Source organism: Halosimplex aquaticum (assembly GCF_028747785.1).
In the GTDB taxonomy this organism is placed as follows: Archaea; Halobacteriota; Halobacteria; order Halobacteriales; family Haloarculaceae; genus Halosimplex; species Halosimplex aquaticum.
Genome location: NZ_CP118158.1, coordinates 45,223 through 67,963, shown reverse-complemented (window position 1 = coordinate 67,963; position 22,741 = coordinate 45,223). Strand labels below are relative to the sequence as shown.

The 22,741-nt window shown below is 69.2% G+C and carries 21 protein-coding genes; 9 read left to right on the top strand and 12 right to left on the bottom strand.

Annotated features, from left to right (window positions below; translation table 11 throughout):
• Positions 1–44: 44 nt before the first annotated feature.
• Positions 45–917, top strand: a complete 873-nt coding sequence (locus PSC72_RS00375; RefSeq protein WP_274323919.1) for a DUF7547 family protein — start codon at positions 45–47, stop codon at positions 915–917.
• Between the two features lie 138 nt (positions 918–1,055).
• Positions 1,056–1,547, top strand: a complete 492-nt coding sequence (locus PSC72_RS00370; RefSeq protein ID WP_274323918.1) for an HTH domain-containing protein — start codon at positions 1,056–1,058, stop codon at positions 1,545–1,547.
• A gap of 138 nt (positions 1,548–1,685) precedes the next feature.
• Here PSC72_RS00370 and PSC72_RS00365 read toward each other — a convergent pair whose 3' ends face one another.
• The 5 genes from PSC72_RS00365 to fabG form a co-directional block, all read right to left on the bottom strand.
• Positions 1,686–2,063: a Zn-ribbon domain-containing OB-fold protein gene (locus tag PSC72_RS00365; protein ID WP_274323917.1), complete on the bottom strand. Its 378-nt coding sequence runs from the start codon at positions 2,061–2,063 to the stop codon at positions 1,686–1,688.
• Positions 2,060–3,211, bottom strand: coding sequence for a thiolase family protein (locus PSC72_RS00360; RefSeq protein ID WP_274323916.1), 1,152 nt, complete (start codon positions 3,209–3,211; stop codon positions 2,060–2,062). The genes PSC72_RS00365 and PSC72_RS00360 overlap by 4 nt, the downstream gene beginning before the upstream one ends.
• 85 nt (positions 3,212–3,296) lie before the next feature.
• The gene (locus PSC72_RS00355) at positions 3,297–3,635 is read right to left on the bottom strand and encodes a hypothetical protein (protein WP_274323915.1); all 339 of its coding nucleotides are present in this window, start codon (positions 3,633–3,635) and stop codon (positions 3,297–3,299) included.
• Positions 3,635–5,248, bottom strand: a complete 1,614-nt coding sequence (locus tag PSC72_RS00350; RefSeq protein ID WP_382260943.1) for an acyl-CoA carboxylase subunit beta — start codon at positions 5,246–5,248, stop codon at positions 3,635–3,637. The genes PSC72_RS00355 and PSC72_RS00350 overlap by 1 nt, the downstream gene beginning before the upstream one ends.
• Position 5,249: 1 nt before the next feature.
• On the bottom strand, positions 5,250–5,993 hold the full coding sequence (fabG, locus tag PSC72_RS00345) for a 3-oxoacyl-[acyl-carrier-protein] reductase (protein WP_274323914.1): 744 nt from the start codon (positions 5,991–5,993) through the stop codon (positions 5,250–5,252).
• Positions 5,994–6,298: 305 nt separating this feature from the next.
• Here fabG and PSC72_RS00340 point away from each other — a divergent pair, with 305 nt between their 5' ends.
• From PSC72_RS00340 to PSC72_RS00315, 6 genes are read left to right on the top strand one after another with little or no spacing between them, the layout of a single operon-like run.
• On the top strand, positions 6,299–7,459 hold the full coding sequence (locus PSC72_RS00340; protein WP_274323913.1) for an alpha-1 4-glucan-protein synthase: 1,161 nt from the start codon (positions 6,299–6,301) through the stop codon (positions 7,457–7,459).
• Positions 7,460–7,509: 50 nt separating this feature from the next.
• Entirely contained in the window at positions 7,510–8,727 is a 1,218-nt protein-coding gene (locus PSC72_RS00335; protein ID WP_274323912.1) for an extracellular solute-binding protein, read from the top strand.
• A gap of 3 nt (positions 8,728–8,730) precedes the next feature.
• Positions 8,731–10,335, top strand: coding sequence for an ABC transporter permease (locus PSC72_RS00330; RefSeq protein ID WP_274323911.1), 1,605 nt, complete (start codon positions 8,731–8,733; stop codon positions 10,333–10,335).
• Between the two features lie 20 nt (positions 10,336–10,355).
• A complete protein-coding gene (locus PSC72_RS00325) occupies positions 10,356–11,522 on the top strand; it encodes an ABC transporter ATP-binding protein (protein ID WP_274323910.1) in 1,167 nt (388 codons plus the stop codon).
• Between the two features lies 1 nt (position 11,523).
• Positions 11,524–13,542 carry an ArnT family glycosyltransferase gene (locus PSC72_RS00320; protein WP_274323909.1) on the top strand — a complete coding sequence of 673 codons (2,019 nt, stop codon included), beginning with the start codon at positions 11,524–11,526 and terminating at the stop codon, positions 13,540–13,542.
• Between the two features lie 25 nt (positions 13,543–13,567).
• Positions 13,568–14,176, top strand: coding sequence for a gluconate 2-dehydrogenase subunit 3 family protein (locus tag PSC72_RS00315; RefSeq protein WP_274323908.1), 609 nt, complete (start codon positions 13,568–13,570; stop codon positions 14,174–14,176).
• A 50-nt stretch (positions 14,177–14,226) separates the two neighbouring features.
• Here the strand turns inward: PSC72_RS00315 and PSC72_RS00310 are convergent, their stop codons facing one another.
• From PSC72_RS00310 to PSC72_RS00285, 6 genes are all read right to left on the bottom strand, one after another.
• A complete protein-coding gene (locus PSC72_RS00310) occupies positions 14,227–14,874 on the bottom strand; it encodes a dolichyl-phosphate hexose transferase (RefSeq protein ID WP_274326223.1) in 648 nt (215 codons plus the stop codon).
• Between the two features lie 253 nt (positions 14,875–15,127).
• Positions 15,128–15,910 (bottom strand): helix-turn-helix transcriptional regulator, encoded by a 783-nt coding sequence (locus tag PSC72_RS00305; protein ID WP_274323907.1) that lies wholly within the window; start codon positions 15,908–15,910, stop codon positions 15,128–15,130.
• Between the two features lie 400 nt (positions 15,911–16,310).
• On the bottom strand, positions 16,311–17,369 hold the full coding sequence (trmB, locus tag PSC72_RS00300; protein ID WP_274323906.1) for an HTH-type sugar sensing transcriptional regulator TrmB: 1,059 nt from the start codon (positions 17,367–17,369) through the stop codon (positions 16,311–16,313).
• 87 nt (positions 17,370–17,456) lie between these two features.
• Positions 17,457–18,554 (bottom strand): glucose 1-dehydrogenase, encoded by a 1,098-nt coding sequence (locus tag PSC72_RS00295; RefSeq protein WP_274323905.1) that lies wholly within the window; start codon positions 18,552–18,554, stop codon positions 17,457–17,459.
• A 247-nt stretch (positions 18,555–18,801) separates the two neighbouring features.
• The gene (locus PSC72_RS00290) at positions 18,802–19,866 is read right to left on the bottom strand and encodes a Gfo/Idh/MocA family protein (protein ID WP_274323884.1); all 1,065 of its coding nucleotides are present in this window, start codon (positions 19,864–19,866) and stop codon (positions 18,802–18,804) included.
• Between the two features lie 117 nt (positions 19,867–19,983).
• The gene (locus tag PSC72_RS00285; protein ID WP_274323883.1) at positions 19,984–21,315 is read right to left on the bottom strand and encodes an HAD family hydrolase; all 1,332 of its coding nucleotides are present in this window, start codon (positions 21,313–21,315) and stop codon (positions 19,984–19,986) included.
• 165 nt (positions 21,316–21,480) lie between these two features.
• On the opposite strand from PSC72_RS00285, the gene gfcR reads away from it, so the two are divergent.
• Complete coding sequence (gfcR, locus tag PSC72_RS00280; protein WP_274323882.1) at positions 21,481–22,113, top strand: transcriptional regulator GfcR; 633 nt, start codon at positions 21,481–21,483, stop codon at positions 22,111–22,113.
• A 152-nt stretch (positions 22,114–22,265) separates the two neighbouring features.
• Here the strand turns inward: gfcR and PSC72_RS00275 are convergent, their stop codons facing one another.
• Entirely contained in the window at positions 22,266–22,721 is a 456-nt protein-coding gene (locus PSC72_RS00275) for a hypothetical protein (protein ID WP_274323904.1), read from the bottom strand.
• Positions 22,722–22,741 lie beyond the last annotated feature (20 nt).

Here is a 22,741-nt window from a genome sequence, read left to right as displayed (position 1 = left end):
ATCGAGTAGTGACGTTTTTTCCGTCGGCGCTCGAAGGACGCGACATGGCCGACGACGACTCCGGCGAGGACCTGGCGCGGCTGGTCGCCGACCTCGTCCGGACGCTCCGCGAACTCGAAGCGGAACTGGAGCCGCCCGCCCCCGAGGACGGCCCGCGCCTCCCCACGCCGCGGGACCTCCGCAGGCTCACAAGCGAGGTGGCGATCCCGAGCCTGATCCTCGTGCTCGAATCGAACATCCGCGCGCTCCGACTCCTCCAGCGCGCGCTCCGGATGGCCGAGGGCGCAGACCGAGCCCAGGAGGGAACCGAACAGGTCCGCGAACGCGCCCGCGCCGCGAGCGAGACGACGCTCTCTCGACTCGACGACGCCCTCGTCGAGCTACAGGACGCCGTCGAGGGGCGACCGAGCAACGACGAGGCGGCTGACCTGCTGGACGACGCCCGCGAACTGCGCGCCGAGGTCCAGCGGCGGATCCGCGAGAGCACGCGATCGGCCGCCGGTGACGGCGCGAACCCGTCCGGAAGCGATGGTGGTGCCGACGCCGAGTCGCCCGATGGAACGGGAGCGGCGACGGACGACGGCGAGGGGGACGAGAGCGACGGGGACGAGAGCGACGGGGACGAGAGCGACGGGAGCGAGCCGGAGCAACCGGGGGCCGCCGTCGACGTGGACGCCGAACTCGAATCGATCAAGCGAGAACTCGACGACCTGCCCGGGGCCGTCGCGGCGTCCGGGCCCGCCTCGGACGCCGCGGATGGTGACTCCGACCGGCCGGACTCACGGGGGGCCAAGTCTGATGACGATGACGGCGACTACGATGGTGACGACGGCGACGACGGAACTGACCGCGCTGATCCCGGAGCGGACGACGGAGACCCAGATAGCACCGGCGATAGGGACGACGACGACCGGTAGCGCCGGCCACCGAGCAGACGCGCGGACCGTTTCCTCTCGGGGTGATGATCACGGTACTCACCGGCATCCGGCGCGCCAAAAACATATGATTTAGAATATAATGATTTATTATGTAGTGGCGCATGCGTTCGGGTAGCCATGACGCCGACCGAGCGAGAGGGGGATCTGCGCGCCGAACTGTCCGTCCGGGAGACGCTCCCGGAACCCGCGGCGCGCCAGCGAGCGCGACTTCGCGCGAGGCTCCGAGACCTCGAAACGGCGGGCCGTATCGACGGGTTCGACGTGTCCGACAGCCCGAAGCGAATTCGCCGTGAGAACCCGACCTCCGTAGATGCTCGCGATCGGTACCTGGCGTTCACGCAGTGGGCACGCGACCGCGGGGTGTCCCTGCGCCCGTCGTTCCAGACCCGGGAGTGCTACGCGATGGACACCGGCGAGAAGGGCGAGTGGATCGTCTTCCCAGCTATCTCGCTCGCCGTCTACGACGACGGCGACCTCGCCGCCGTCTACCCGCACGCCGACGGCGAGGAGTACCACTCGGTAGCGGATGGGTTGTCCACGCTCGCCGGGACGAACGGGGACGAGTCCGTCGAGGACTCGGGTCCCGCACCCGTCACCACGGCCGACTGATCCCGATCTGTCGAACGCTCGCGGCCCCGGGTGCCGACAGTTCGCTCCCGGCAAGTTCACTCCCGGCAAGCCGATCGACGCTCCACCGGTCTCTGGGGGGCACGACGCAGAGACAGTCGAAAAGCGGTCTCTCGACGGTTACACCGGTTCGAACCGGTAGCCGTCCCAGTCCTGACTCTCGGGGACTTTGATACCGGCCTCGGGGTCGCGGAGCTGTTCGGCGTAGACCGGTTCGACCGGGTCGCCGGTCTCGACCTCCTCGGTGGTGACCTGCCCGACTGCGCGGACGTACTCGTCGGTCAGGTCCTCCCCGGAGAGGTCGAACTCCACGATCGCGAGCGTGTTCGGCTCGCGGACGCCCGGCGGCGTCGCCGTGCTCTTGGTCCACGTGACGACCTCGCCGGTGCGGTCGGCCAGGTCGAGCGTCTCGGTCTGTTTCGCGCCACAGTCCGGACAGAGCGTGTGCCCGGGGTACGTGACGTGGCCGTTCTCGCAGACGTGGGCGTCGAAACTCATTGTCCTGCCTCCATGATGGTGGTGATGACGCAGTTCCCGAACCCGCCGACGTTGCAGGCCAGTCCGGTGTCGGCCTCGACCTGTCGCGGTCCCGCCTCGCCGACGAGCTGCTTGTATATCTCGTAGCCCTGTGCGACCCCGCTCGCGCCGAGCGGGTGGCCCTTCGACTTCAGTCCGCCCGAGGTGTTGATCGGCAGTTCGCCGTCCCTCTCGGTGCGGCCCTCGTCCATCTGCTTCCACGCCTCGCCGTGCTCGGCGAAGCCACAGCCCTCCATCTGGAGGAACTCCAGGATGGTGAACATGTCGTGCAGTTCCGCGACGTCGACGTCCTCCGGGCCGATGCCGGCCATCTCGTAGGCCTGGTCGCTTGAGTCGACGACGCCGCCCATCACCGTGGGGTCGTCGCGCTCGTGGACGACGTGGGTGTCCGTCGCGCCGGCGATGCCCGAGATCACGGCGTAGTCGTCGGTGATCTCCTGCGCTCGCTCCTCGGTGGTGAACACGAGACCGGAACTGCCGTCGGTGATCGGACAGAAGTCGTACAGCCGAAGCGGGTCGGCGACGATGGGGCTCTCCAGTGCGGTCTCGACGTCGATCTCCTTCTGGAACTGCGCGTGCGGGTTGTCGACGCCGTTCTTGTGGTTTTTGACGGCGACCTTCGCCAGCGACTCGCGCGGGGCGTCGAAGCGTTCGAGGTAGTGGCGCGCGGTCATCCCGGCGAACGAGGGCAGGGTGAGCCCGTGCTTGTACTCGGCGGGGTGGGTGATCGAGGCGATGATGTCGGTCGCCTCGGCCGTCGACCGGTGGGTCATCTTCTCGCCGCCGACGAGCAGCGTCATGTCGCTCGCGCCGGAGGCGATCGACTGCCAGGCCTCGTAGATGCCGGCGCCGCCCGACGACGAGGTCTGGTCGACCCGCTCGCTGTAGGCGGGCATGAGCCCCAGGTCGTGAGCGAGGGCGTTCATGATCCCGCCCTGGCCCTCGAACTCGCCGCTGGCCATGTTCGAGACGTACAGGTGCTCGACGTCGTCGGGGGTTATCCCGGCGTCCTCGAGCGCGGCCTCGCCCGCCTGGGCGATCAGCTCGCGGATCCAGGCGTCGCGCTGACCGAACTTCGTCATCGACGCGCCGATCACTGCGACTGTCATGGTAGACACCTCGAAGGGCGGTAATGTGGGTGTTACGGTGAGGCCCCCGGCGGGGCCTGAGTCGGCGCCCCGGCGACCGCCTCGCTCAGTAGAACGACCGCGCCGCCGCCTTCCACTCCTCGCCCCGTCGCACGTCTTTCGGCCAGCGACTCCGCCCGCGGGACTTCATCCGGCTCGCCAGTTTCCACGCGTCGACCCTGTCGGGCTCGTCGTTCTCGGCGGCCGCCGCGGCCGCAGCGACCTGCCGGTCGTGGAGGTGGGCGCCCACCGCGGACGCGATGGCCGCCGCTTCCGCCTCGTCTGCGTCGGCCGGGATCGACACGGACACCTCGGCGTCGCCGAGCGCGACCGTCACCGTCTCGTCGCCCTCGGTCGACTCGTTCGACGCCTCCGGACCTCCGTCTGAGAGCTCTGCTTCGGCCATTACAGTGGGATGTTGCCGTGGTCTTTCGGCGGGCTGTCCTCGCGCTTGCGCTCCAGCATCTCCAGGTCCCGGATGAGACGCTTGCGCGTGTCCTTCGGTTCGATCACGTCGTCGAGGTACCCGCGCTTGGCGGGGCCGTAGGGGTGGGCGAACTCCTCGCGGAACTCGTCCATCAGCTCCTGGCGGCGCGCGTCGGTGTCCTCGGCCTGCTGGAGCTCCTTCCGGTAGAGGATGTTCACCGCGCCGCGGGGCCCGAGCACCGCCATCTCCGACGCGGGCCAGGCGTAGTTCACGTCCGAGCCGAGGTACTTCGAGGACATGACGATGTAGGCGCCGCCGTACGCCTTCCGGACGACGACAGACAGCAGGGGGACCGTCGCCTCGGCGTAGGCGTAGATGAGCTTCGCGCCCCGGCGGATGATGCCGTTGTGCTCCTGGTCGGTGCCGGGCATGAACCCCGGCACGTCGACGAGCGTCACGATGGGGACGTTGAACGAGTCGCAGGTCCGGACGAACCGTGCGGCCTTCTCGGAGGCGTCGATGTCTAGCGTCCCCGCGCTGACGCGGGGCTGGTTGGCGACGACGCCGACGACGCGGCCGTCCATCCGGGCGAAGCCGACGACGACGTTGCGCGCCCAGTTCTCGTGGACCTCGAAGAAGGAGTCCTCGTCGACCACGCGGTCGATCACCTTCGTCATGTCGTAGGGCTTGCGCGGCGCTTCGGGCACGATGTCGGTGATCCCGTCGAGTTCCCGGTCGGGGTCGTCCCACGACGACACCCGCGGCGGGTCCTCCATGTTGTTCTGCGGCAGGTACGAGAGCAGCCGTCGGATGTTGTCCAGCGCCTCCTCCTCGTCCTGGCAGGCGAAGTGCGCGACGCCTGACTTCGTGGAGTGCGAGCCGGCGCCGCCGAGTTCCTCCTTGGACACCTGCTCGCCGGTGACCGTCTCGATGACGTCCGGGCCGGTGATGAACATGTGCGAGGTGTCCTGGACCATGAACGTGAAGTCCGTCAGCGCCGGCGAGTAGGTCGCGCCGCCGGCACAGGGCCCCATGATCGCCGATATCTGGGGGATCATCCCCGAGGCCTTCGTGTTGCGCTCGAAGATCTTGGCGAACCCAACGAGAGAGTCGACGCCCTCCTGGATGCGCGCGCCGCCGGAGTCGTTGAGGCCGACGACCGGTACGCCGGCGTCGGTCGCCCGGTCCATCACCTTGCATATCTTCTCGGCGACGACCTCGCCGACCGATCCGCCCAGGACCGTGAAGTCGTGGGCGAAGACGAACACCTTCCGGCCGTTGACGTCGCCGTAGCCCGTGACGACCGCGTCGCCGGGGAACTCCTTCTCGTCCATCCCGAAGGAGGTCGCCCGGTGTTCGACGAAGGCGTCGATCTCGGTGAAGGTGCCGTCGTCGAGGAGGTACTCGACGCGCTCATGGGCGGTCATCTTCCCGCGAGCGTGCTGGCGTTCGATGCGCACCTCGCCGCCGCCCATGCGCGACTCCTCGCGGCGTCGGCGGAGCTCTTCGAGCGGCGACTCGTCGTCGGTCGCGTCGCCGCCCGCTGCTGTACCCGTCCCGTCCGTCGCGTCGTCTGTCTCTTCGCTGCTCATCTCACCACTCCATGCCGCCGTTGACGCCGATAACCTGCCCTGTCATATAACTCGACTCCTCGCTGGCGACGAACGAGACGATCCCGCAGATGTCCTCGACGGTCGCGAAGCGGTTGAGCGGGATGTCCCGCAGGATCTTCTCCTGGACGCGCTCGGGCACTTCGTCCAGCATGTCGGTCGCGACGAACCCCGGCGCGATGCAGTTGGCCGTCGATCCCGAGGAGGCCATCTCCAGCGCGAGCGTCCGCGTGAACCCGAACAGGCCCGACTTCGTCGTCGCGTAGTTGGCCTGGCCGTAGTTGCCCTGCTGGCCGACGACCGACGAGATGTTGATGAGCCGGCCGTGGCGCGACTGCTTGATGTCGTCGAAGAAGGTCTTCGTGCAGTTGTAGACGCCGCCGAGGTTGACGTCGATGACGGCCTCCCAGTCGTCGCGGCTCATGTTCTCGAACTTCTTGTCGACGGTGATCCCGGCGTTGTTGACGAGCACGTCGAGCGAGCCGAACGCGTCGTGGATCTCCTCGCCCATCGCCTGCACGTCGTCGAAGTCCGACACGTCCGCCTGGGCGGCGACCGCCGTGCCGCCGTCGTCCTCGATGGACTCGACGACGGCCTCCGCCTCCGCCGCCGACGAGCGGTAGTTGACCACCACGTCGGCGCCGCGGTCCGCGAGGTCCTCCGCGATGCCCTTCCCGATACCCCGGGAACTCCCCGTGACGAGACAGGTCTGGCCGTCCAGATTCATGGGGAACACCCCCCCTCGCGTCGGTGCGTTCTCATGTTCTACAGTGGCCCCCGGAAACGGGATAATAGTTCCCCTTAATTACTTTTCATAAGCTACGCGTCCTCTCCAGGCGCCGAGGTACCCGTACGTGAACTGGGACGCTGAGTGCGGGCGCGTCCTTCCCGATCCGGGAACTGACGACGGTTCCCGGACATGTTTCGGTGCCTTCGTAGGTAATTACGGGAGCGGAGACCGCCGCGGGACGGCGGGGAACCGACAACGACAGGCTCTTTAGGGCGACCTAAACAAGTGACAGTACGAGACCGATGACAGGGGACATCTGCGTCGTGGTGCCGACGATACGCGAATACGAGTGCGTCAGGGCCTACGCCGAGAACGCGCGCGAACACGGATTCGACCTCGACCGGCTGTACGTCGTTCTCGTCACCGAGGACTTCTGCGAGACGGAGGCGATGCGGGACATGCTCGACGACGAGGGACTCTCCGGCGAGGTGTTCGACGGGTCCCGCCGCGAGCAGTGGTACCGCGACCACGGCGTGGCGGAGTACGAGCACGTCGTCCCCGCTGCGAGCCACGCCGAGACGAGTTTCGGCCTGCTGTACATGTGGGCCGGCGACTACGAGTACGGCGTCTTCATCGACGACGACACGCTGCCACACGACGAGTACGACTTCTTCGGGCGCCACCTCGACAACCTCGCGTTCGAGGGGGAGATCACCGAGGTCTCCTCGGACGAGCGCTGGGTGAACGTCCTCTACCAGAACGTCGACGACCACGAACTCTACCCGCGCGGCTACCCCTACAGCGCGATGGGCGAGACCGTCGAGACCCGAACGACGGAAGTCGACGACGTGGTCGCGTCGCAGGGGCTGTGGACGAACGTACCCGACCTCGACGCCGTCCGGATCCTCATGGACGGCGACCTCCAGGGCCAGGCCCAGACCCGCCTCACGGCCGACGACTACGGGGAGGACTTCGTGGCCGCCGCGGGCGACTACCTCACCGTGTGCTCGATGAATCTGGCCTTCCGGCGCGAGGTGATCCCCGCGTTCTACCAGCTCCCGATGGACGACAACCCGTGGGACGTGGGCCGCTTCGACGACATCTGGAGCGGGGTCTTCCTCAAGCGCGCCTGCGACGTGCTCGGAAAGCAGATATATAACGGCGCGCCGCTGTGCGAGCACAACAAGGCGCCGCGCTCGACGTTCGGCGACCTCACCAACGAGGTCCCCGGCCTGGAACTCAACGAGCACGTCTGGGAGGTCGCGGACGGCGTCGGCGGGGGCGCCGACGGCTTCGCCGGCGTCTTCGCGGCCATCGCGGACGCGCTCGCCGACGGGGAGTTCGACTACGAGAACGGCGAGTTCCTCAACTACGTCGGCGAGCACATGCGCGACTGGCTCGCCTGTCTCGACGCGCTCGACGCGCCGGAGGCCGAGCGGAGCGTCGCCGCGACCGACGACTGAATCCGCTCGATATCGGGAGGTTTTTGTTTCTTTAGGGTAGCCTAAAACACATGACGGAGCACGCGCGGTACGGGCGGCGTCGACTGCTGAAGACTCTCGCGGCCGGGACCGCAGTCGGCGTGGCGGGCTGTCAGGGCGCCCCGGGTTCGGGAACGGACACCGACGCGGGCGACGGGGACGAGGGCAGTGACGGCGGTGACGGCACCGGCGGGACGGACCAGGTCGGGAGCGTCGAGATCCCCTCGCTCACGGAGTTCCGCGGGTCGGGGACGCTCGCCTCCGGGCGGCCCGCACCCGAGGGCACGTCGATCCAGGACCTGCCGGACCTCTCGGGCGAACTCAACCTCTACATCGGCGGCGGCGAGGGCGGTATCTACTACCAGTTCGTCGAGATGCTCCAGGAGATCTACCCCGACTTCACCGTCTTCTCCTCCGACGCGGGGTCGGCCTCGCTCGCTCAGACCATCGTCGACGAGGTCAACGCCGGGTCGCCCCAGGCCGACGTCTTCTGGTCCATCGACGCCAGTTCGCTCGGCTACGTCGCCAACGAGGGCGCCTACGACCCGCTCCCGGACGAGGCGGTCGACCCCGTCCCGTCGGGCTTCCGCGGGTCGGACAACGCCTGGGTCGGCGTCGCCGGCCGGGCGCGGGCCGTCCCGTACAACACCGACAAGCTGAGCGCCAGCGACGTCCCGTCGAAGGTCGCGGAGTTCCCGAACGCGGACGCGCTCCAGGACTCGATGGGCTGGGCGCCGACCTACGGCGCGTTCAAGTCGTTCGTCACCGCGATGCGGCTCACCGAGGGGAAAGAGGCCACGAAACAGTGGCTCACGGACATGCAAGACGCCGGTATCGAGCGCTTCGGTAACGAGTACGTCGTTTCCCAGCAGGTCGCCGACGGGGCGATCGACGCCGGCTTCGCGAACCACTACTACGCGATGCGCGTCAAGAACCAGCGCCCCGACGCGCCTATCGATCTGGCGTTCACGGAGGGCGACGCCGGCGCGCTCGTCAACGTCGCGGGCGCGCTGACCGTCAAGGGCACCCCCAAGGCGGATCTGGCCGCGAACTTCGTGCGTCACCTCCTCTCGGCGGAGGCCCAGGAGTTCTTCGCGACGGTGAGCTTCGCCTACCCGATGATCCCGGGCGTCGAGCCCGTCGGCGGCCTGCCGACGGTCGACGAGCTCAGCCCGCCGGACCTCGACCTCGCGAAACTGGCCGACCTCGAACCGACCCTCCAGCTCATGCGGGAGGCGGACGTCCTGTAACCGATGCGCAATCGCGAGCGCGGCGGGTCCCGGATCCAGCGGTCGACCCGCCTGGGCGCAGGTGCGGTCGACAGCGGCTACGCCGCGCTCGCGCTCGCGATCGTCGTCACGCTCCTGCTTCCGCTCGGCTGGCTCGTCCTCGACGCCGCGGGCCTCGGCTGGCGCGCGCTCGAACTCACGCTCGACTCGGAGACGCTCGCCGTCCTCGGCCGCAGCGTCGCGCTCGTGACCGTCGTGACCGGTGCCAGCGTCCTCGTGGGCGTGCCGCTCGCTGTCCTCACCGTGCAGGCGGCGATCCCGTTCAGGCGCTTCTGGACGGTCCTCGTCGCGTTGCCGCTGGCGGTCCCGAGCTACCTCGGCGCCTTCGCGGTCATCTCGGCGTTCGGGCCGACCGGTCCGCTCTCGGAGGCGCTCGGCGTCCCGCTCCCGACGGTCGAGGGGTTCGCCGGCGCCGCCGTCGTGCTGACGCTGTACACGTATCCCTACGTCTTCCTCACGACGCGCGCCTCGCTGCTCTCGCTCGACGCGTCGCTCGTCGAGGCCGCGCGGACGCTCAACTGCGGCAGACTGGCGGCGTTCCGCCGGGTGACGCTCCCGCAGATCCTCCCCGGCGTCGCCGCCGGCGCGCTGCTGGTCGCGCTGTACGCGCTCGCGGACTTCGGGACGCCGAACTTCATGAACCTCGAGGTGTTCACGCAGTTCATCTACAGCCGCCACAACGCCCACATGGGCGGGTACGCCGCGTTGCTCTCGCTGCAACTGCTGGCCGTGACCGGCGTCGTCCTGGCGGCCGAGTCGCGGATCGGCGCCGACGACTCGGGCGCGTACGCCAGCCGGGGCAACCGCGGCGCCGCCGAACTCGATCTCGGGCTGTGGCGCTTTCCCGCGATGGCCTTCCCGGCGCTGGTCGCCGTGCTCGCGCTGGTGCTCCCCATCGGGATCTTCGGCCTGTGGCTGGTCCGCGGCGGCCCCGGGTACGAGTTCGCCCAGCTGACGTTCTCGTGGTCGTACGGCTGGAACTCGGTGAAGGTCTCCCTGCTCGCGGCGGGCGCGTCGATACTGGTCGCGCTCCCCATCGCGATCCGGGCGGCCACCGCCGACTCGCGGTTCGCCTCGCTGGTCGCCAGAGCGCCGTACGTCGGGTACGCGACGCCGGGCATCGTGCTCGCCATCGCGCTGGTGAGCTTCAGCCTCGACGTCGCGCCCGAACTGCTGTACAAGTCGATCCCGCTGCTCGTGTTCGCCTACGTCGTCCGCTTCATGCCCCAGGCCATCGGCTCCATCCGGACGTCGACGATGCAGGTCGACGGGCGCCTCGTCGAGGCGGCGCGGACGCTCGGCCGGTCGCGGGCCGGGGCCTTCCGGGCCGTGACGCTGCCGCTCATCCTCCCCGGGATCGTGACGGGCGCCGCGCTCGTCTTCCTCACGTCGATGAAGGAGCTGCCGGCGACGCTGCTGCTGCGGCCGCTCGGGTTCGACACGCTGGTGACGTTCATCTGGCGCGCCGAGGAGGCGGGCATGTACGGGCAGGCGGCGATCCCGGCGTTCGTGCTCGTCCTCGTCTCCGGGCTCTCGATGGCGGTGCTTTTGGCACAGGAAGACAACTAATCGGCTAGATTCCCCCGACGATGATCGAACGCACTGTCCCATCGGCGGCGAACGAACGCGTCGAGCCCGACCGCGAGCGCGGCGACCCCGTGCTCGAACTCGACGGCGTGACGCGCGCGTTCGGCGCCGAGCGGGCGGTCGACGACCTCTCGCTCTCGGTCTACGAGGGGGAGTTGCTCACCCTGCTCGGTCCGTCGGGCTGCGGGAAGACCACAACGCTTCGACTGCTGGCCGGCCTCGACCGGCCAGACAGTGGGTCGATCCGCGTCGACGGCGAGGCGGTCGCCGGTCCCGAGACCTTCGTCGCGCCGGACGAGCGGGACGTCGGCCTCGTCTTCCAGTCGTTCGCGCTGTTCCCGCACCTCACCGTCGCGGAGAACGTCGCCTTCGGCATCGAACACTGGCCTGCCGACGAGCGCGAAGCCCGTGTCGAGGAACTGCTCGCCCTGGTGAACCTCCCGTCGTACGGCGAGCACAGCCCCGACGACCTCTCGGGCGGCCAGCGCCAGCGCGTCGCGCTCGCCCGCTCGCTGGCGCCCGAGCCGGACGTCCTCCTGCTCGACGAGCCGTTCTCGAATCTCGACGTGAGCCTGCGGACGGAGATGCGCGAGGAGGTCCGGGACATCATCAAGGAGACGGGCGTGACGGCCGTCTCGGTCACGCACGACCAGGAGGAGGCCCTCTCGATCAGCGACCGCGTGGCGGTCGTCCACGACGGCGGCGTCGAGCAGGTCGGCCGGCCCGAGGTCGTCTTCGAACAGCCCGAATCGCGCTTCGTCGCGGAGTTCCTCGGCCGGGCCGGCTTCGTCTCGGGCGAACTCGCCTCCGGCGCGGTCGAGACCGACCTCGGGACGCTCCCCGCCGACGTCATCGAGGGCCTCGGCCCGGAGTACGACGGCGCGACCATCGACGTGATGGTCCGGCCGGACGACCTCGTGGCGACGCCCGCCGACGCGGATCCGGCCGACCGCGACGCGAGTTCGGGCGCCGACGGCGACACGGATTCGGGCAACGGCGAGATCGTCCACCGACGGTACACGGGGCCGTCGTTCGTCTACCAGGTCGAACTCGACGGCGGCGACGTGGTGTACTGCGAGCACAACCACGCGGACGACCTCGCGCTCGACCGGCGCGTCAGGGTCGACCTCCGCGTCGACCACCCGCTGGCCTGGTTCCCCGCGGAGTGAGATGCGCCGGCGCACAGCGACCGTCGGCACGGCCGCCGTCGCCCTGCTGGGCGCCGTCGTCGTCTGGCTCGTCGCGAACCGGGTCTTTCCGTACCACTCGCTCAACCACGACGAGGGCGTCTACCTCCAGCAGGCGGCGATGCTGCTGGAGGGACGACTGTTCCTGCGCCCGCCCGTCGAGGGGGTGTTCCGCCCCTGGTTCTTCGTCGAGAGCGAGCGCGGCCTCTACCCCAAGTACGCGCCCCTCCCCGCGGTGATGTTCGCGCTCGGGAAGCTGGCAGGGGGGTACCGCCTCGCGCTCGTCGGCGTCGCCGCGGGCAACCTCGCGCTGGTCGCCGGCGTCGTCCGCGAGGCCTTCGACCGCCCGACGGCGCTCGTCGCCGCCCTGTTCGTACTCGCCTCCCCGCTGTTCGTCCTCAACTCGTCGGTGTTCCTGCCGTACGCCCCGACGACGCTCCTGAACCTGTGCTTCGCGTACTGCTACCTGCGCGCGGACCGGACGGGCGACCTCCGATGGGCTGCCGCGGCCGGCGCTGCCGTCGGACTGGCGTTCTTCTCGCGGCCGTATACGGCCGTCCTGTTCGCGTCCCCGTTCGTCGCACACGCGCTCTGGACGCTCCGGCGCGACTTCCGCGGGACCCTGTCGCGGCAGGCGACGACCGCGGCCCTCGGTCTCCTCGGCGTCGCGGTCGCCCTGGGATACAACGCGGTCACGACCGGGTCGCCGATCGTCTTCCCCTACGAGGCGTTCGCGCCCCTCGACGGCCTCGGTTTCGGCGAGCGGCGCATCCTCGACCACGGGATCGAGTACACGCCGACGCTCGCGCTCCGCGCCAACGGGCGCGTCCTCTGGCAGTTCTTCGGCGAGTGGATCGCCGGCGGCCTCGTCGGCGCGGCGCTCGCGGCGGGCGGCCTCGCGGTCGCGGTCCGCCGCGGACTCGGCGCCAGACAGGCACCTCTCGCGGGCCTGTTTCTGACGGTCCCGGCCGGGAACGTCTACTTCTGGGGGAACTTCAACGTGCTCGGCGACCTCGACCGGGCCGGCGACGGCCTGATCGCCGCGCTCGGCCCGTACTACCACTTCGACCTGCTCCTCCCGACCGCGACCTTCGCCGCTGTGGGCGCCCTCGCGCTCGCGAGGGTCGTCCGCGACGCGCTCGCCGACAGGCCGGAGTTCGACGCGCGGGCCGCTCGCGTCGGGTTCGCCGCCGTGCTGCTCGTCACTGCAGGCGTCGTGGGTGCGGTCACCGTCGGGAACGCGGAGGGACGGATCGAGCGCAACGCGGAGGTGACCGAGACCTACGAGACCGCCTACGAGCCCTTCGAGGGCGGACCCCCCGCGAACTCGGTCGTCCTCCTGCCCGACCCGTACGGCGACTGGCTGAACCACCCGTTCCAGGCGCTCCGGAACGACCCCGGGTACGACGGGCGGGCCGTCTACGCGATCGGCGACAGGCCGTTCGAGACGGCCGACGCCTTCCCGAACCGGACGCTGTACCGGTACGTCTACCGGGGACCGTGGGCGCCGTTCGACGGGTCACCGCGGGCCGCGCGGCTCCAGCGGGTCGCGGACGTCTCCGGGTCGGCGCTCGCGATGAACGCGACGGTCGGCGTCCCCGCCGGCGCCGACGCGGTCACGTTCAGGCTCGGGACCGACGAGGGGAGCGCCTACCACGTCGCCGGTCGGACGACCGACGCCGCGAGCGTCGAACTCCGGCTCTCCGACGGGACGGTCCGACTCGCCGGCCCCGGCGCGCCGTCGAACGAGACGCTGTCCGTCTCGGGGCGCGAGACGGTCCGACTGAGCGCCTTCGTCGACTACGGCCCGGGCGGGAGCTTCACCTACCGCTTCGACCTGCCGGTCGACGCGTCCGACGGACGCGTCCGCGCGCTCACGCCGCGAGTCGAACTCTGCCGGGGCGCCCGCTCCTGCGGCGGCGAGGCGGCGTATCTCCCGGAGCGCGCGCCCGACGGCGTCTTCGTCGAGACGAACCTGACCGCCTCCGAGCGCAACCCATAACAGCACGCTGGCCCGAACGAACCCCATGGAACTGTCGCGTCGGGACGCGCTGGCCGCGCTCGCGGCCGTCGGCGTGGCCGGCGGCGGAGCGCTCGCACTCTCGGCGACGGACGACGACAGCGGAGACACCGCCACGAGCGGTGACGAGCGCGGGAGCGGTGGCTCGACCGACGACACCGGACAGGGCGGCGACTCGCCCACGGACGGTCCGATCACTGCCGAGGACCTCGACGCCCTCACGGCGGTGGCCGAGACGGTCTACCCGAGCGAGGTGGAGGGGGTCGAGTCGTTCGTCACGGCGTTCGTCCGCGGGCGATCGAACGCGCAGCCGGACCACGCGGCCGGCGTCGCAGAGGCTGTCGGCTACCTGATGGAGTGGACCGACGCATGGTACGACGAGGCGTTCGCGTCGCTGGACCCCACTGACCGCGAGGAGGCGCTCGACCGGATGGGCGTCCGCGAGGCCGACCCCGACCCTGCGGGCACCGACGCGGAGCGCGTCCGGTACTACGTCGTCAACGAGTTGCTGTTCGCGCTGTACTCGTCGCCGACCGGCGGCGAACTCGTGGGGATCGAGAATCCGCAGGGCCACCCCGGAGGGACCGAGAGCTACCGTCGCGGACCGAACGGGTGACCCCAGCGAGCCGAGGGAAAACAACGGGCCGAGCGAGCGAAACCAGCGGGCTACCGTCGCCGTTCTTCGAGGCAGACTTTGACGATGGACTTCGCGATGGCGGCGCCGCCGGCGAAGGGGTCGAGTTTCGTCTCGCCCGTGCGCTCGTCGTAGTCGATCGCTCGCTCGCGGACGTCGTAGCCGCGCATGAGCGGACGGATGAGCAGTTCGGCGGAGAGGCCCGTGTTCTCCGTCCACGCGATGTCGCGGATCACCTCGCGTCGGTACGCGCGCATCCCAGTGGTCGTATCGCGGACGCGCTTCCCCATCAGGGCGCTGGCGAGCAGGGCGAACGCGCGGTTACCCTGCCGGTTGAGCGTCGGCATGGCGTCGGCGCCGGGCGTGATGCGGTCGCCGCTGACCACGTCCGCGCCGCCGTTGATCGCCGCGAGGAACTCGGGCAGCGCGTCCATCGGGTAGGTGTCGTCGCAGTCCGTCGTGACGACGATCGGTCGGTCGGCGGCGAGGACCGCCTCGCGGACGGCGACGCCGTACCCCTGTGGCTCCTGCTCGATTACGCGGGCGCCGTGCTCGCGAGCGATATCGGGCGTCCGGTCGTCGGAGCCGTCGACGCAGACGACGTTCGCCCGCCCGTCGGTCACGCGGTCGACGTCTTCGAGGACCGTCCCGATGGCTTCCTCCTCGTTGTACGTCCCCATCACGACACTCAGGTCGTCGAACGTGTACTCGTCGTCGGCAGCCGCGGACGCGCTCGACGCCGGGCGGTCCGCCTCGGCGCGCGACGGGCCGTCGCTGTCGGTCGCGGCATCGCCCGGCCCACCGCCGGTCGGCTCCGACCCGTCTCGCTGTAACTGACTCATTGCTCGCCTCTCTCTGCTCGACCCTCTTGAATTTTTAGGTTCGCCAAAACCAGCCGATAGACTGCCGACACTGCCCGCCGCCTGCGGGCGCTCACTCGAAGTGCTCGGCGATGAACTCGTCGTTGGGGACGGCCCGGTTCCAGTAGTACTCGAAGAGGTCACGGCCCCATTCGATAGCCCGTTCGTCCTCGGCCATGACCTCCGTGCGGGAGTCGTACTGGCCGTCGATCGTCGGGAGCGAGAGCATGACTTCGTTGTCGGTGACGCCGACGCCGACCGGCACGTCGAGGACGCGAACGGGGGTCTCCTCCCACTGGCGGGCGTCCCCCGGCGACTCGATGCGGTCGAGCGCCTCCGTCGCCACGGTCGTGTCGACGACCAGTCGCGCGTCGGACGAATCGGGCATGACCGCCTCGTACTCGGCCTGGTAGATCGGCGTGACGATGTGGACGTTCGTCCCGGCGCGTTCGACCCGGTCGCAGACCTCTCGGACGATGGCGTGCGGGTCGGTGTCGGTCGCGCGAAACACGTCGGCGCCGGCGAGTTCGGTCAGTCGGAGGCGGAATCGACGGGGGAGCGCGCCCACGTCGTGCGTTCGCCAGTAGTCGTCTTCGAGGAGGCGACAGAGGTTCTCCTGCTGTTCGAGCAGGTCCGCGACGAGCCGTCCGCTTCCCGTCGCGTCCCAGCCGTCTTCGAGCGACCTGACCAGCCCCCTGCGCTCCAGGTCGCCGACCGCGTTGTACACTGCGGACTCGCTCGCCTCGATCGAGCCGATCAACTCGTCCATCGGCTGCCGCTCCCCGACCACTGCCGTGAGCACGTCCGTCCGCACAGAGGACCCCAGCACGTACCCGACGATCTTGTCCGTGTTCACGCGCGTACCACCCCGGAAGGCGGTCGGAGGCGGCTGACTCTCGCTCCTATTATCGGATTCCATATGTATTGGAGCCACTTCCGTCTTCTGGAACGTTATCTCCAGGGTGGAATACTGTGCGGGTGAAAAGTTCAAGATTTATACCGTTGCGGGAACGAGGACAGGATGCGGTACGATGGGGGATGCAGGGTCCCTGCTGGCTACTCGACCTTGAGGGGGGAGAGCGGCCCACCTGGCGATCACCCGTCACCTCTTTCGTAACGCGTCTTCTCTTCGGACCGAATCGGTGAAGCGGCGTTCGGAACTCGTGAGCACCTGGTCGATTGTGCGGGGGACGCTGTACTGCAGGGGAAGCGGCCGCTCTGCGGGGAAACTCTACGACCGACAGAAAGGGGGTTCGTCAGTCGGCCGGTTCCGGGGGCGAGTCGCGGCCCACGCGGATCTCGAAGGACTCGATGTCCTCGAAGGCGGCGACCTGGCCGCCGACGGTGATGCGCTCGTCGTCGGTCTCGACGACGAGCGACGCCTCTTCGAGGCTCGGCGTGAGGTTCGCCTCCGCGACCTTCCCGGAGACGACGACCTCCTCGCCGGTGAGCACGTCGCGACCCTCGATCGTGGCGTAGAACTCGCCCTCCAGCGTGGCGACGTCGGCGATGGCCCGACGGATGGTCCCGTAGCGGCGCGGGAACGAGAGCTCTTCGCCGTTCTCGGTGACGGTTTCTGCGGTCGTCCACAGGACCGTGTTCATGAACATCGAGACGAGGAATCCCAGCTCCGAGCGGTCGAAGATGACGCCGTAGCGGTCGGTGTCGCCCTTGAGGCTCTCCCGGGTCGCGTAGATAGAGTAGCGGCCGTCCGCGACGGCGACGACGGGCGTCGTGACGCCGCGGCGCTTCTTGACCGTGCTCGCCAGGGAGTCGTAGTCGTACTCGTCGGTGGTCGGGACTTCCGCGGCCGGCGACAACAGGACCTCGATGGCGACGCCCTCCTCGTGCTGGCGGCGGAGCTGGCTCTCGAAGCGGTCGAGCAGCTCGGGCGTCAGCGACAGCATCAACTCGTAGTCGGCCGAGTCGATCACCTCCGAGAGGTAGCGGAGGATCGTCGGCCGGGACTTGACGAGCGAGACCGCCTCGGTCCCGCGGGCGGGCTCGGTGTACTGCTGTTCGAGCCCGTCGACGAGCGAGTCTAGCGACTCCTGGAGGTCGTCGAACGCCTCCGCCGGGTCGAGCGCGAGCACCTTCATCGGGCGGGACTCCTGGAGTTCGACGAGGCCGATGTCGCTGAGGCTCCGGACCGTGTCGTAGACGCGGGGTTGGGGGATGTCCGTGTAGTCGGAGATCTCCGAGGCGGTCACCTGGCCGTGTTCGAGGATCGTGAGGTACGCCTTCGCCTCGTACTCCCCGAAGTTGAACCGCTCCGAGACGGCTTCGAGGGAGTCGAGGAGGTCGTCACCAGCCATGTCGGTTGCACCTTCCGCGAGCGACCAAATCAGTCTGTCCCTTCGCACAGTCGACCGTTCGACCGCTCGTACCGCGCCGCGTCGCGCTCATAGCGAATCGAACTCGACGACGGCCTTGATCTGGTCGTGGCCGTACTCGAAGGCCGGTGCCACGTCTTCGGGCGTCGCGACCGTCGTCACCAGATCTTCCAGCAGCCACTCGGGTAGTTCCTTCAGCGCGTCGATCGCGCCCTCGAAGTGCTTGACGTGGGAGTTGACGGTCCCGACCAGCGCCTTGTTGTGCAGGACGAGTTCGTTGTGGATCCGCCCGCCGTCGACCTCGAACTCCCATGAGTCGGGGATGCCGAGCAGCGCACCGACGCCGTTGGGCGCCAGCGCCTCGACCGTCTCGAAGGCGTGCGGGGCGTAGCCCGTCGCCTCGTAGACGAAGTCCATCGCCTCGTGGGTCTCGGGGACCGTCTCCAGCGGCGTCTCGTTCGAGTTGACGTACGTCGCGCCGATCTCCTCGATGACGTCGACCGTCGGGTCGGGCCGCTCGCGACGGCCGAGGCAGTAGGTCCGATCGAAGTCGCGGTCGGCGAACGAGCGGTCGCTCTCGACGCCGAACTCCAGCATCGCGAGCGTGATCAGCCCGAGCGAGCGGTTGCCGAGCACCAGTGCGGACTCGGGGGACCACTCGAACGCCGACCGCGACGCGTAGGCGTGTTCGAGGGCCTTCTCGGTGATGCTGACCGGTTCGGCGAAGAAGCCGTACTCCCACAGGTTTTCGGGGAACGGGACCAAGTACTCCGGCGGGCTGGTGAAGTACTCGGCCATGTAGCCGTGGTCGCCGACGATGCCGCGCTCGACGTACTCGCCCTCGGGGGCCATGTCGGGTTCACCGCGCTCGAAGTACTCGTTGGACCCATCGGCCGGCGGGCGCCGGACGGTCGGGACGACGACGTCGCCCTCGTCGAGATCCGTGCCGTTGGCGTCCTCGACGACCGCAACGGCCTCGTGACCGAGCACCATGTGGTCCTCGCCCTCGGGGAAGCCGCCGTGCGATCCGCCGATGACCTCGTGGTCTGTCCCGTCGACGCCGACCCGGAGCGTCCGCAACAGCGCCGCTCCCTCCTCGGGTTCTGGCCTCGGCTTCTCTATCACCGCGGGACCCTCCGAGCCCCGCTCGACTGCGATTGCTTTCATCAGTTGCTCGAAAAATGTACTCTGTTCCGAGTTAAGTCTTTCTGGAACGGTCGGATTCGCCGGACGTACCGGTCGCTGTCGGGCGAGGATCGGACGCTCGCCCGGTCTCGACCGGGCAGACTGCACGTCGGCGAGATCCGCGGTGTGAGAATCGAGGGAACGAAACGGAGCAAGTCGCGGCGAGCGAAGACGAAAGGGCGAGTCGAGAGAACCGGGGCGAGAGAGTGAGATCCGGTGATCAGGGTCGTCAGTCGTCGACGGCGACGGCTTCGCCGCTCTCGCTGGAGCGGTAGATGGCGTCGAGGACGCGCTGGACGGTCAGGCCCTGCTCGACGGTGTTGCGCTCGGGCGTCTCGCCGCGGGCGCAGTGTTCGAGGAAGTACGTCTGCTCGGCCGCGTGGGGGTCGCTGTTCTGCGTCTCGATCTCGGACTCGACCATGTGGCCCGCGCCCTCGATGCCGGACTCGTGGAAGGTGACGCCCTCGCCGGGGCGGAAGGTGGCGCCGGACTCGGTGCCGCGGAGGACGTACTCCTGCTTTTTCGGTCGGTTGACCGCCCAGGCGACCTCCAAAGAGATAGTGCGGTCGTCCTCACAGCGGATCAGCGCCGTCGCGGAGTCGTCGACGTTGAACCCCTCGGGACCCTGGTCCTCGCCCCACATCTGGATGTAGGTGTAGTCGTCGCGGGCGCCGAACTGCGAGCGCGTGACGCCGCTGACCTCCTCGACCTCGGGGTAGCCCAGCATGTACAGCGAGAGGTCGACCGCGTGGACGCCGATGTCGATGAGCGCGCCGCCGCCGGCGACTTCCTTGCTCGTGAACCACGAGCCGCGACCGGGGACGCCGCGTCGGCGGATGTAGTTGGCCTCGACGTGGCTCAGGTCGCCGAAACGGCCCTTCTCGCGGTAGGCGTTGATGACCTCGACGGGGTTCTCGAAGCGGGTGTGGAAGCCGACCATGCAGAACCCCTCGGCGTCCTCGGTGGCCTCCGCGATGCGCTCGGCGGCCGGGAGCGTGCTGGCGAGGGGCTTCTCGACGAGGACGTTCAGGCCGGCGTCGAGCGCGTCGACGACGTACTGTTCGTGAAACTTGTTGGGCGTCGTGACCGCGACGGCGTCGACCTCCTCGTAGAGTTCGTGGTGGTCCTCGAAGGTCTGCACGCCGAACTCGTCGGCGAACGACGCGCGGGCGCCCTCCGCGATGTCGACGCCGCCGACGAGGTTCGCCCCCTGGTCGACGAACCGCTCCGCGTGGTGATGTCCGATGTTGCCCAGTCCGACGATGCCGAGTCTGACAGATGAGATATCGACCATGGTGTTGACTCCGTGAAGTTCTACGGAAAGGTACGTACGGACTACCGTAAATATCCCGTCATACGCCGCTCGAAATTTCGCTCGCGGTGAACGTTCCCGCGGGCCGGCGGCCGCCGCTCACTCCACCGAAACGAGCCTGTTCAGCGCGTAGACGGTCCGGAGCACGTCGCCGGCGTCGCCCGCCGGGAAGACCAGATCGTCCGTCGACCGGACGTGGTCCAGGACTACGGTCGAGGCGTGTTCCGGCGCGGCGGCGATACCGGCGTTTTCGCCGTCGATCCACTCCATCACCCGCAGGTCGCTCTTGCTGTCGCCCAGGACCAGCGCGAAGGGGTCGTCGATCCCCAGCACCTCGAAGGCCGCCTCGACCCCGACGGGCTTGTTGAGTTCGCGGCTGACGACCTCCGCCGCGTCGGCCTCGTAGTACGCCACGTCGACGCGGTCGAGGAACGCCGACACCGCCTCCGGCACGTCCACCCCGTCGGGCGCTCCGCCCCGCTCGTCGAGCACCGCCCGGATCTCGGGGTCGCGCGCCGCGTAGAAGGCGCGGGTCCACGCTCCGGCCGCCGCGCCGACGACGGCCCTGCCGCCGTCGTCGCCGTCTCCATCTCCGCTGTCGTCACCGTCGCCGTCTGCGTTCGCCGCGGCGTCGATCGCGTCGTCGGACACGTCGAGGTAGTCCGCGACGGCGACGGCGAGGAGGTCGAGGAGGTAGACGAGGGCGTCGTCGATCACCTCGCCCGCTGCCTCGCTCCCGGTCTCGAAGTTCGGCTTCAGCGTGACGTTGAACTCGTTGCCCTGCAGGTGACAGCCGCGGGCGACGCGCTCGGGCGCGTCCGTCAGCACGCGCTGGCGGAGCCGTTCGAACACCGAGCGGACCTCCTCGTCGAGGTCCTCGTAGAGCAGCCGCTTGGTCTGGGGCCCGTGGCCGGGCGTGAACACGCCGGTCCCGCTCTCGTAGACGACGCTCACGTCGCCGGAGTTGACGACTGCGTTGCCGAGTCCCTGGCTGAGGAAGCCCTTCACGTTCTCCAGGGTCTGGCCGGTGCAGACCACGATCGGCACGCCGGCCTCGTGGAACTCGGTCAGCAGGTGGAGCGTCTCGCGGGGGATCTCGTTGTCGGTGGTCCCCGCCGACCGGAGCGTCTCGTCGACGTCGAGGACGAGCGCGTTCACCGGCCGGCCGTACTTGGTCGCCAGGTCAAGCCCGGTGAAGGCCTGGTCGCGGGTCGCGTGGGCGGCGACGGCCGCGTACGTCTCGCCGGTGCCCGGGAACGCGTCGCGGATCTCCGCGCGGAGGTCGGCGAGCTCGTCGCTGGCGTCCTCCCAGTAGGTGAGCGCGACCCGCGAGTCCAGCGGCGGGAAGAGGTCGACGAACGCCTGGTGGGCCCGCAGCGTCTCGGTATCGAACTCGTCGTAGAGGCGGTAGAGCTGGTCGTACCGTTCCATTGTCCGAGGGTAGCGTCGGGGACCGTTGTGTAGGTTTGGGTCGGCGGATCCGGGGTGTTCGTCGGTCGAAGCGGGCCGCGGACGGCCGATGCCGGGGGTGTGCGACACCGCGGCGGGAACCCACAACGGGTAACACCCCCGCGTGCGAAAGAGCACGTAAGACGCATGAAGAACATCGACGATCTCATCGACAGCGCGGCCGAGCTGGCCGAGCGGGGCCTCTCGAAAGGGGAGATCGCCGACGAGCTGAACGTCTCGAAAGAGACCGCTTCCTGGCTCGTCTCCCGCAGCGGCGCGACGACCACGACCACCGGACAGAAGTCACACAGCCCACACGACATCCACGTCGACTGGAGCGCGATCGGCCGGGACAGCGCCCGGCTCACCCACGTCGGCCGGGCCGTCGCCGACCTCCTCTCGAAGCAGGGCGACGAGGTCGACCTGACCATCGGGATCGAGAAGGCCGGCGCGCCCATCGCGACGACGGTCGCCCGCGAACTCGACACGGACCTGGGGACCTACGCCCCGAGCAAGCACCAGTGGGACGACGGCGAGACCGAGGACCTCTCCGGGTCGTTCTCGCGGAACTTCTCGCAGATCCGCGGCCGCGAGTGCTACGTGGTCGACGACACCATCACCAGCGGCACGACGATGACCGAGACGGTCGAGGCGATCCGCGAACAGGGCGGCGAGCCCGTCGCCTGCGCCGTCCTCACCGACAAGCGCGGCGTCGAGGACATCGAGGGCGTCCCCGTCTACTCGCTCGTTCAGGTCCTCCGCGTCGGCCAGTCGGAGTGACCGCGCTCCCGGCCGCTGGCGCGGAGCGGTCGGCGTTCCGGCGTCGCTCGGCCGACACGCTCCTCCCTTTTCGCCCGTGTGAGCGTCGCCCGGAGCCGTCGCTCAAGGAGTCGAAAGAGGAGAAAGGTCGGCCGGGCGGCCCGACGGGCCGCTCACTGCTCGACGTCTTCCCAGTGTGTCGACGTGATGTGGGCGCCGGGGTCGTCGGGCGCGCTCAGGGTCAGCTCGTCGTCGCTCCACCGCACGACGAGTTCCGGCCGGTCGTCGGTTGGTCCGTCGCGGTCCGCGTCGTCGCCGGTCCGGGCCCGAACGAGGTCGTCGGTCACCGCGCGTCCGTCCCCCTCGAGTACCTCCTCGGTCAATCCGACGCACTGGACCGAGCGGGACCCGTCTGTCCGCACCGGGAAGTCCGACTGCTCCGCGGGTTCGATCCCGTCGTAGTCGTCTGGTCGTTCGGTCACGGACGGGAGCCGGGCGCGCAGGGACCGGCCGACCGACCGGAGGCGCTCGACGACCCGGCCGAAGACCGAGGCGGACTCCGTTCCCCGGTCGGCGTCCGCGACGCTCCGACCCTCCCTATCGGACCCGTCGAGGGGGGACTGGCTCATATTCCCACTTGGTGCGGAAC

Bases quoted from the DNA above. Each gene is read 5' to 3' on its own strand.
- PSC72_RS00375 (WP_274323919.1), top strand. From the start codon at position 45: ATGGCCGACGACGACTCCGGCGAGGACCTGGCGCGGCTGGTCGCCGAC.
- PSC72_RS00370 (WP_274323918.1), top strand. From the start codon at position 1,056: ATGACGCCGACCGAGCGAGAGGGGGATCTGCGCGCCGAACTGTCCGTC.
- PSC72_RS00365 (WP_274323917.1), bottom strand. From the start codon at position 2,063: ATGAGTTTCGACGCCCACGTCTGCGAGAACGGCCACGTCACGTACCCC.
- PSC72_RS00360 (WP_274323916.1), bottom strand. From the start codon at position 3,211: ATGACAGTCGCAGTGATCGGCGCGTCGATGACGAAGTTCGGTCAGCGC.
- PSC72_RS00355 (WP_274323915.1), bottom strand. From the start codon at position 3,635: ATGGCCGAAGCAGAGCTCTCAGACGGAGGTCCGGAGGCGTCGAACGAG.
- PSC72_RS00350 (WP_382260943.1), bottom strand. From the start codon at position 5,248: ATGAGCAGCGAAGAGACAGACGACGCGACGGACGGGACGGGTACAGCA.
- fabG (WP_274323914.1), bottom strand. From the start codon at position 5,993: ATGAATCTGGACGGCCAGACCTGTCTCGTCACGGGGAGTTCCCGGGGT.
- PSC72_RS00340 (WP_274323913.1), top strand. From the start codon at position 6,299: ATGACAGGGGACATCTGCGTCGTGGTGCCGACGATACGCGAATACGAG.
- PSC72_RS00335 (WP_274323912.1), top strand. From the start codon at position 7,510: ATGACGGAGCACGCGCGGTACGGGCGGCGTCGACTGCTGAAGACTCTC.
- PSC72_RS00330 (WP_274323911.1), top strand. From the start codon at position 8,731: ATGCGCAATCGCGAGCGCGGCGGGTCCCGGATCCAGCGGTCGACCCGC.
- PSC72_RS00325 (WP_274323910.1), top strand. From the start codon at position 10,356: ATGATCGAACGCACTGTCCCATCGGCGGCGAACGAACGCGTCGAGCCC.
- PSC72_RS00320 (WP_274323909.1), top strand. From the start codon at position 11,524: ATGCGCCGGCGCACAGCGACCGTCGGCACGGCCGCCGTCGCCCTGCTG.
- PSC72_RS00315 (WP_274323908.1), top strand. From the start codon at position 13,568: ATGGAACTGTCGCGTCGGGACGCGCTGGCCGCGCTCGCGGCCGTCGGC.
- PSC72_RS00310 (WP_274326223.1), bottom strand. From the start codon at position 14,874: ATGGGGACGTACAACGAGGAGGAAGCCATCGGGACGGTCCTCGAAGAC.
- trmB (WP_274323906.1), bottom strand. From the start codon at position 17,369: ATGGCTGGTGACGACCTCCTCGACTCCCTCGAAGCCGTCTCGGAGCGG.
- PSC72_RS00295 (WP_274323905.1), bottom strand. From the start codon at position 18,554: ATGAAAGCAATCGCAGTCGAGCGGGGCTCGGAGGGTCCCGCGGTGATA.
- PSC72_RS00290 (WP_274323884.1), bottom strand. From the start codon at position 19,866: ATGGTCGATATCTCATCTGTCAGACTCGGCATCGTCGGACTGGGCAAC.
- PSC72_RS00285 (WP_274323883.1), bottom strand. From the start codon at position 21,315: ATGGAACGGTACGACCAGCTCTACCGCCTCTACGACGAGTTCGATACC.
- gfcR (WP_274323882.1), top strand. From the start codon at position 21,481: ATGAAGAACATCGACGATCTCATCGACAGCGCGGCCGAGCTGGCCGAG.
- PSC72_RS00275 (WP_274323904.1), bottom strand. From the start codon at position 22,721: ATGAGCCAGTCCCCCCTCGACGGGTCCGATAGGGAGGGTCGGAGCGTC.